This is a genomic window from Phenylobacterium sp., from assembly GCF_037968635.1.
Classification (GTDB): Bacteria; Pseudomonadota; Alphaproteobacteria; order Caulobacterales; family Caulobacteraceae; genus Phenylobacterium.
On record NZ_JBBKVV010000121.1, the window covers coordinates 1 to 8,593 of the forward strand.

Annotated in this window: 7 protein-coding genes and 1 pseudogene; all 8 read left to right on the forward strand. The window is 69.4% G+C overall.

The window, feature by feature from the left end; all coding sequences use genetic code 11:
- Positions 1 to 229, forward strand: a pseudogene (locus tag AAC997_RS14880) (UDP-N-acetylmuramoyl-L-alanyl-D-glutamate--2,6-diaminopimelate ligase); the annotation flags it as partial.
- Positions 226 to 1,614 carry a UDP-N-acetylmuramoyl-tripeptide--D-alanyl-D-alanine ligase gene (gene murF / locus AAC997_RS14885; protein ID WP_340646483.1) on the forward strand — a complete coding sequence of 463 codons (1,389 nt, stop codon included), beginning with the start codon at positions 226 to 228 and terminating at the stop codon, positions 1,612 to 1,614. The pseudogene AAC997_RS14880 and the gene murF, both read left to right, overlap by 4 nt.
- Positions 1,614 to 2,723: a phospho-N-acetylmuramoyl-pentapeptide-transferase gene (gene mraY, locus AAC997_RS14890; RefSeq protein WP_340646484.1), complete on the forward strand. Its 1,110-nt coding sequence runs from the start codon at positions 1,614 to 1,616 to the stop codon at positions 2,721 to 2,723. The genes murF and mraY overlap by 1 nt, the downstream gene beginning before the upstream one ends.
- Before the next feature lie 19 nt (positions 2,724 to 2,742).
- A complete protein-coding gene (murD, locus tag AAC997_RS14895; protein WP_340646485.1) occupies positions 2,743 to 4,158 on the forward strand; it encodes a UDP-N-acetylmuramoyl-L-alanine--D-glutamate ligase in 1,416 nt (471 codons plus the stop codon).
- Positions 4,155 to 5,333, forward strand: coding sequence for a putative lipid II flippase FtsW (gene ftsW / locus AAC997_RS14900; protein ID WP_340646486.1), 1,179 nt, complete (start codon positions 4,155 to 4,157; stop codon positions 5,331 to 5,333). The genes murD and ftsW overlap by 4 nt, the downstream gene beginning before the upstream one ends.
- A 9-nt stretch (positions 5,334 to 5,342) precedes the next feature.
- Entirely contained in the window at positions 5,343 to 6,440 is a 1,098-nt protein-coding gene (gene murG / locus AAC997_RS14905) for an undecaprenyldiphospho-muramoylpentapeptide beta-N-acetylglucosaminyltransferase (protein WP_340646487.1), read from the forward strand.
- A 4-nt stretch (positions 6,441 to 6,444) separates the two neighbouring features.
- Entirely contained in the window at positions 6,445 to 7,860 is a 1,416-nt protein-coding gene (murC, locus tag AAC997_RS14910) for a UDP-N-acetylmuramate--L-alanine ligase (RefSeq protein ID WP_340646488.1), read from the forward strand.
- On the forward strand, positions 7,857 to 8,593 hold a 737-nt coding region (gene murB, locus AAC997_RS14915; RefSeq protein WP_340646489.1), incomplete at its 3' end, for a UDP-N-acetylmuramate dehydrogenase. The genes murC and murB, both read left to right, overlap by 4 nt.

Consider the following 8,593-nt stretch of genomic DNA (forward strand, 5'->3'; position numbering starts at 1 on the left):
CAGCGAGGACCCGGCCGCGATCCGCGCCGAGGTCTCAGCCGGAACCACCGGCCTGCAGAACATCGGCGACCGCCGGGCGGCGATCCGCGCGGGCGTGGCGCTGCTCAAGGCAGGCGACATCCTGGTGGTGGCCGGCAAGGGTCACGAGCAGACCCAGACCATCGCTGGAGTGGTGCATCACTTCGACGACGTAATCGAGACCGAACAGGCCCTGCGAGGCCAGCCATGAGCCTCTGGACCGCAGACGAGATCGCCCAGGCGACGGGCGGCAAGGTGGTGGGCGACTTCGCCGCCCTCGGCGTCTCCATCGACACCCGCTCCATCGAGACCAGCGACCTGTTCGTGGCGCTGGCCGGCGTGCGTGACGGCCATGAATTCGTGGCCCCGGCGCTTGGCAAGGGCGCGACAGGCGCCCTGGTCAGCCAGGCGGTCGAGGGGCCCCATGTCCTGGTGGAAGACACCTTCAAGGCCTTGGAAAAACTGGGAGAAGCCGCCCGCGTTCGAGCGCCCCAGGTGCGCCGTGGCGCCGTCACCGGCTCGGTCGGCAAGACCAGCGTGACCCAGGCCGTGCGCGCCGGCCTGATGCTGGCCGGCAAGGCCCACTCCTCGGTGAAGAGCTACAACAACCACATCGGCGTGCCCCTGACCCTGGCCCGCATGCCCCGCGATACGCAGCGGGCGGTCTTCGAGATCGGCATGAACCACGCCGACGAGATCACCCCGCTCAGCCGCTTCGTCCGTCCCCACGCGGTGGCCATCACCACGGTGGGTGCGGTCCACGTGGAGAACTTCCCCGACGGTGAGATCGGCGTGGCCCGCGCCAAGGCCGAAATCTTCGACGGCATTGAGCCTGGCGGCGTCGCCATCCTCAACGCCGACAACGCCTGGTTCGACCTGCTGAGCGACACGGCCCGCAAGGCCGGCGCCAAGGTTCTGAGCTTCGGCGCCGGCGAAGCCTGTGACGCGCGCCTCATCGACTTCCAGCCCCAGGCCGACCACGCGGTGGTCCAGGCCCGCCTGCACGGCAAGGCCCTGGACTTCCCGATCCTGCAGAAGGGCTTCCACTGGGGCCCCAACAGCATGGCGGTGCTGCTGATGCTGGAGGTCCTCGAGGTCTCGCTGAGCGACAGCCTGGCCGCGCTCGGGTCCTTCGAACCGCTGGAGGGCCGCGGCGCGGAGCGAACCATCCAACTGCCGGGCGGGGACTTCACCCTGATCGACGAGAGCTACAACGCCAATCCGATCTCCATGATCGCGGCCTTCAAGAGCCTTGGCGCGCGCAAGACCTCGGGGCGGCGGATCGTCGCGCTGACCGACATGCTGGAATTGGGCGAGGGCGGCCCGCAATACCATGCCGGGCTGGCGCAACCGCTGGCCGAGGCCGGGATCGACCAGGTGTTCTGTGCCGGACCTTTGATGAAATCCCTCTGGGACGCTCTTCCGCCGACTCGGCGGGGCGGGTACGCCCTTTCTGCGGCCGAGCTGGCGCCGCAGGTCACCCGGTCCGTAGAGCCTGGGGACCTGGTGATGGTCAAGGGTTCCAACGGCTCGAAGGCGGGCGCGGTGACAGCCGCGCTGGTCGCCCTCGATGCGCGTTCAGGGAGGGGGGACTGATGCTCTACTGGCTCTACGAGCAGATGTCCGCGAGCGGTCATATTCCCGCTCTCAACCTTCTGAAATATCTGACCTTCCGCACCGGTATGGCGTTGTTCACGGCGCAGCTGGTGGTGGCGCTCATGGGCTCGCGCTTCATCCGCTGGATGCAGGCCAAGCAGGGCAAGGGCCAGCCGATCCGCGCCGACGGCATCGCCCGTCACGTCGTTGAGAAGGCCGGCACCCCCACCATGGGTGGCGTCATGATCCTGGCAGGCCTCCTGGTGGGCACGCTGCTGTGGGCCGACCTGTCCAACGTCTATATCTGGGCCGTGATCCTGGTCACCGTGGGCTACGGCATCCTCGGCTTCACCGACGACTACGCCAAGGTCACCAAACAGACCACCGACGGGGTTTCGGGAAAGGTGCGGCTGCTGCTGGAGACGCTTATCGCGCTCGCCGCCGTCGCCCTGATCGTCATCTACGGGGGCCGCCCGCCGGAATCGCCGGAACTGGCCACCTCGGTGGCCTTCCCGATCTTCAAGGGCCTGCTGCTGGACATGGGCTGGTTCTACCTGGCCTTCGGCGCCTTCATCATCGTCGGCGCGGCCAACGCCGTGAACTTCACCGACGGCCTGGACGGCCTGGCCACCGTGCCGGTGATGATCGCCGCCGCCGCCTTCGGCCTGATCACCTACCTCGTCGGCAACTACGTCTTCGCCAAGTACCTGCAACTCCACTTCGTGCCCGGGGTGGGCGAGGTGGGGGTGTTCTGCGGGGCCATGATCGGGGCGGGCCTGGGCTTCCTCTGGTACAACGCGCCCCCGGCCAAGATCTTCATGGGCGACACCGGTTCGCTCGCCCTGGGCGGGGCCATCGGCACCGTGGCCGTGGCCACCAAGCATGAGATCGTGCTGGGCATCATTGGCGGCCTGTTCGTCCTGGAAACCCTCTCGGTGATGATCCAGGTCGCCTCGTTCAAGCTGACGGGCAAGCGGGTGTTCCGCATGGCCCCGATCCACCACCACTTCGAGAAGCTGGGCTGGTCGGAATCCACCGTGGTGATCCGTTTCTGGATCATCGCGGTGATGCTGGCCATCTTCGGCCTCGCCACCCTGAAGCTGCGGTAGGGGAGGGCTTGAACAGGTCATGATCCCGGTCCGCGGCTTCGAAGGCAGGACGGTCGCCGTGTTCGGCCTGGCCCGTACGGGTCTGGCCGCCGCGCGCGCGCTGGTGGCCGGCGGAGCCCAGGTGGCGCTTTGGGATGAGCGTCCCGAGGGTCGCGCCGCCGCCCAGGCCGAGGGTTTGCCGCTGGTGGACCTGACCACCGCCGACTGGACGCAGTTCGCCGCCCTGATGCTGTCGCCGGGCGTGCCCCTGACCCATCCCGAGCCGCACTGGACCGTCACCAAGGCCCGCGAATTCGGCGTCGAGATCGTCGGCGACATGGAGTTGTTCGCCCGCGCCGTGAACGCCGCCCCCGAACACAAGCGCCCGAAGATCGTCGCCATCACCGGCACCAACGGCAAGTCCACCACCACCGCCCTGATCGGCCATATCTGCGCCTCCGCCGGCCGTGACACCCGGGTCGGCGGCAATATCGGGGTGGGGGTCCTGGACCTCGAGGACATGCACGGCGGGGCCGTCTACGTCCTGGAGATGAGCTCCTACCAGCTCGACCTGACCACCAGCCTGAAGCCCGACGTCGCCATCCTGCTGAACGTCTCCCCCGATCACCTGGAGCGCCACGGCGGGATGGAGGGCTACGTCGCCGCCAAGCGCCGCATCCTGCTGAACCAGGGCAAGGGCGACACCGCCGTGATCGGGGTGGACGATCCCTGGGGCCAGCGGATCTGCACCGAGATCACCGCCGCCAACCGCCGCACCATCGTGCCGATCTCGGCGTCCAAGGCCATGGGCCGGGGCGTCTACGCCCTGCAGGGCCTGCTCTACGACGCCACCGGCGAGCGCGCCGTGGAGGTCGCCGACCTGCTGCGGGCCCGGTCCCTGCCGGGCCGCCACAACTGGCAGAACGCGGCGGCCGCCTATTCCGCCGCCCGCGGCCTGGGCATCTCCGCCGAGGACGCCGCCGAGGGGCTGATGAGCTTCCCGGGCCTGGCGCACCGCATGGAGACCGTGGGCCAGGTGGGCCGCGTGCGCTTCGTCAACGACAGCAAGGCCACCAACACCGACGCCGCCCGCCAGGCGATGTCGAGCTATCCCAAGTTCTACTGGATCGCCGGCGGCCAGCCCAAGACCGGCGGCATCGACGCCCTGGCCGACCTCTTCCCCAAGATCGAGAAGGCCTATCTGATCGGCGAGGCCTCGGAGGCCTTCGGGGCGACCCTGAAGGGCAAGGCCACGACGGTCGACTGCGGGACCATGGAGGTCGCCGTGGCCAAGGCCCATGCCGACGCCGCCGCCAAGGGCCAGGACGCCGTGGTGCTGCTGTCGCCGGCCTGCGCCTCCTTTGACCAGTTCGCCGACTTCGAGGCCCGGGGCGAGGCGTTCCGCGCCGCCGTCCAGGGCCTCACCAGGCCGGCGGCCAAGGGCGCCCGCGCATGACCGCCCATGGCCAGCAGGCCCACGCCTTCGCGCGCAGCGACCGCACCCCGGTGGGGGTCTGGTGGTGGACGATCGACCGCTGGATGCTGGGTGCGCTGGGCGTGCTGATCATCCTGGGCGTCCTGATGTCCTTCGCCGCAAGCCCGTCGGCCGCGGCGCGGATGAACATCGGCGACCCCTTCCACTTCGCGGTCCGCCAGTGCGTCTTCGCCTCGGTGGGCGCCGCGATCCTGATCTCCACCTCGATGCTGGACACCAAGGGCGTGCGCCGCGCGGCCTTCTTCATCTACATCGCCGCCATCGCGATCATGATGATCCTGCCGGTGATGGGCCACAGCGCCAAGGGCGCGACCCGCTGGATGGAGTTCGCGGGCTTCACGCTGCAGCCGTCGGAGTTCATGAAACCGGCCCTGATCATCCTGGTCTCCTGGATGTTCGCCGAGGGACAGAAGGGCGAGGGCGTGCCCGGCGTCACCATCGCCTTTGGCCTGTACCTGCTGTCGGTCGCCCTGTTGTTGATCCAGCCGGACGTGGGCCAGACGGTGTTGATCACCGTGGCCTTCGGCGCCGCCTTCTGGATGGCCGGGGTGCCGCTGTCCTGGGTGATGCTGCTGGGCGGCACCGCCCTGGCCGGCCTTGCCTCGACCTATTTCCTGTTCCCCCACGTGGCCAGCCGGGTGGACCGCTTCCTCAGTCCCGACCGGGCCGACACCCATCAGGTGGACCGGGCGGCGGAGGCCATCGCGGCGGGCGGGTTCTTCGGGCGCGGTCCGGGGGAGGGCGTCATGCAGCGCCACGTGCCCGACCTCCACACCGACTTCATCTATTCGGTCGCGGCCGAGGAATACGGCCTGATCTTCTCGCTGATCCTCATCGCCCTGTTCGCCTTCGTGGTGATCCGCGGGCTCTACAAGGCCATGAAGCTGACCGACCCGTTCCAACAGGTGGCCGCTGCGGGCCTCTTCGTGCTGGTGGGCGAACAGGTCTTCATCAACGTCGCGGTGAACCTCAACATGATCCCCACCAAGGGCATGACCCTGCCGTTCATCTCCTATGGCGGCTCGTCCATGCTGGCCATCTGCCTGACCTTGGGCCTGGCCCTGGCGCTCACCAGGCGCCGTCCGGGGGCCTATTCCCAGGGCGAGGGCCTCGCCAAGTCCGCGGCGTTCGCCTAAAGCGCTCCCATGCCCAAGATCGCCGTCGTCGCCGCCGGAGGCACCGGTGGGCACCTCTTCCCCGCCCAGGCCCTCTCCGAGGCCCTGATCGCCCGTGGCTGGCGTATCGTGCTGGCCAGCGATGAGCGCGCCGCCGCCTTCGCCGAGAGTTTCCCGGCCGAGGAGCGGATCGGTCTGTCGGCCCGCACCTACAAGCCCCGCGACCCGGTGGGCATGGCCCTGGCCGGCCTATCCATCCTTCGCGGCGTCATGCAGGCCCGCGCCGCCTTCCGCCGCATCAAGCCTGACGTGGTGGTGGGGTTCGGCGGCTATCCCTCGGTGCCGGGCCTGCTGGCCGGGATCACCCTGAACCTGCCCACCGTGATGCATGAGCAGAACTCGGTCATGGGCCGCGCCAACCGGCGGCTGGTGAGCCACGTGAAGGCCGTCGCCTGCGCCTTCCCCATGTTGCAGAAGGCCCCGCCCAAGGTGGCCGCCAGCGCCGTGGTGGTGGGCAATCCGGTGCGGCCGGAGATTCGCGCGCTCTTTGACCTGCCCTATGCGCCGCCGGAGGAGGGCGGCCCGATCCGCCTGCTGATCACCGGCGGCAGCCAGGGCGCGCGCCTGTTGTCGGAGTTGATGCCCCAGGCGATCCTGGCCCTGCCCGAGGCCCTGCGCGCGCGCCTGAAGGTGCAGCAGCAGACCCGGGCCGAGAACATGGAGGGCGCGCGGAAAATCTATGCCGACGCCATGGTGGAGGCCGAGATCGCCCCCTTCTTCCGCGACATGGCCGGCCGCCTGAAGGACGCCCACCTGGTGGTTGGCCGGGCTGGCGCGGGCACGGTCTGCGAATTCGCCATCGCCGGAAAGCCCGCCATCCTGGTGCCGCTCGCCATCGCGCTCGACGACGACCAGGGCCAGAACGCCCAGGTGATGGTCGACGCCCACGGCGCCCAGATGGCCCGCGAACATCAGTTGACCGTCGACTCCATGGCCAATGCGCTGGAAAAGCTGCTGACCAATCCCGACCGCCTGGCGCGCATGGCGGCCGGCGCCCGTTCCATCGCCAAGCCCGACGCCGCCGAGCGCCTGGCCGATCTGGTCGAGAAGACCGCAGCGCGGAAGTGAACCGATGAACCGCCGTCCCGTCCCGTTCGCCGTCGGCCCCGTGCATTTCATCGGCATCGGCGGCATCGGCATGAGCGGCATCGCCGAGATCATGCTGCGCATCGGCTACAGCGTGCAGGGCTCCGACGCCAAGGCCGGCGCCAACACCGAGCGGCTGGAAAAGCTGGGGATCAAGGTCTTCATCGGCCAGGGGGCGGCCAATATCGAGGGCGCCTCGGCCATCGTCTATTCCACGGCCATCAAGGCCGATAACCCCGAGATGCTGGCGGCCCGCGAACGGCGCCTGCCCCTGGTGCATCGCGGCGAGATGCTGGCCGAGCTGACCCGTCTTCAGTTCTCGGTGGCGGTGGGCGGCACGCACGGCAAGACCACCACCACCTCCCTGGTGGCCGCCCTGCTGGACGCCGGCGGCATGGACCCCACCGTCGTCAATGGCGGGATCATCAACGCCTATGGCACCAACGCCAAGGTGGGCGAGGGCGAGTGGATCGTGGTGGAGGCCGACGAGAGCGACGGCACCTTCCTGAAGCTGAAGTCCACCTGCGCCATCGTCACCAATATCGACCCCGAGCACCTGGACTATTACGGCGACTTCGACGCGGTGAAGAAGGCCTTCCAGGACTTCGTGGAGAACGTGCCCTTCTACGGCTTCGCCGCCGTCTGCACCGACCATCCCGACGTCCAGGCCATGGCCGCCCGGGTCGTCAACCGCCGCCTCATCGCCTACGGGACCAATCCCCAGGCCGAGGTCCGGGCCGAGAAGATCACCATGGGCCCCGACGGCTCGCGCTTCGACGCCATCATCGCGCCCCGCGATGGCGAGGCGATGGTCTGGGAAGACCTGCACCTGCCGATGGCGGGCCACCACAATGTCATGAATGCGCTCGGCGCCCTGGCCATCGCCCGGGAGCTGGGGGTGTCGCAGGCCGATATCCGCAAGGGTCTCACCACCTTCGGCGGCGTCGGGCGCCGGTTCACGACGGTGGCCGAGGTCAACGGCCTGCGCATCATCGACGACTACGGCCACCACCCGGTGGAGATCTCCGCGGTGCTCAAGGCCGCCCGCGCGGTCACCCAAGGCCGGGTGATCGCCGTAGTGCAGCCGCACCGCTATTCCCGCCTGCACGACCTGTTTGCCGAGTTCTGCGGCTGCTTCAACGACGCCGACGTGGTGATCGTCTCCGACGTCTACACCGCCGGCGAGACCCCCATCGAGGGCGCCGACCGCGACGGCCTGGTGGAGGGCCTGCGCCGCTTCGGCCATCGCCGCGCCGTGGCGCTGGAGAGCCCGGCGGCCCTGGCCGGCGTGGTCGCCGAGGAGGCCCGCCCCGGCGACCTGGTGGTCTGCCTCGGCGCCGGCGACATCACCAGCTGGGCCTATGCCCTGCCGGCGCAGCTTCAGGCCCTGGCCGCCAGGTGAGCTGGCGCGACCATCTCCCCAAGGTGCGCGGCAAGCTGCTGGCCGATGAGCCGCTGGCGCCCTTCACCTGGTTCCGGGTGGGCGGGCCTGCCGACCTGCTGTTCCTGCCGCAGGACGAGGACGACCTGGCCGACTTCCTGCGCAGCCTGGACGCCGACGTGCCGGTCACCGTGCTCGGCGTCGGCTCCAACACCCTGGTGCGCGACGGCGGGGTCGAGGGTGTGGTGATCCGCTTGGCGGGCCGGGCCTTTGGTCAGATCGAGCCGCGCGGTGACAATCGCATCTATGCGGGCGCGGCGGCCCTGGACGCCATGGTCGCCCGTGAAGCCGGCAAGGCCGGGATCGCGGGACTGGAATTCTATCGCGGGGTGCCGGGCTCCATCGGCGGCGCGGCGATGATGAACGCCGGCTGCTACGGCGCCGAGACCAAGGACGTGCTGGTGGAGGCCTATGCGGTGACGCGGGGTGGGGAGGGGGTGACCTTCTCCAACGCGCAGATGGGCTTTTCCTACCGCAAGTCGGCCAGGGCGGCGCAGGGCGGCCTGATCTTCACCGGCGCCCTCTTCGAAGGGACCGCCGACGATCCTGCCGCCGTCGAGGCCCGCATGGCCGAGATCACCGCGCGCCGCGAAACCACCCAGCCGATCCGCGAGAAGACCGGCGGCTCCACCTTCAAGAACCCGCCGGGCCACTCCTCCTGGAAGCTGGTGGACGAGGCCGGCTGGCGCGGCAA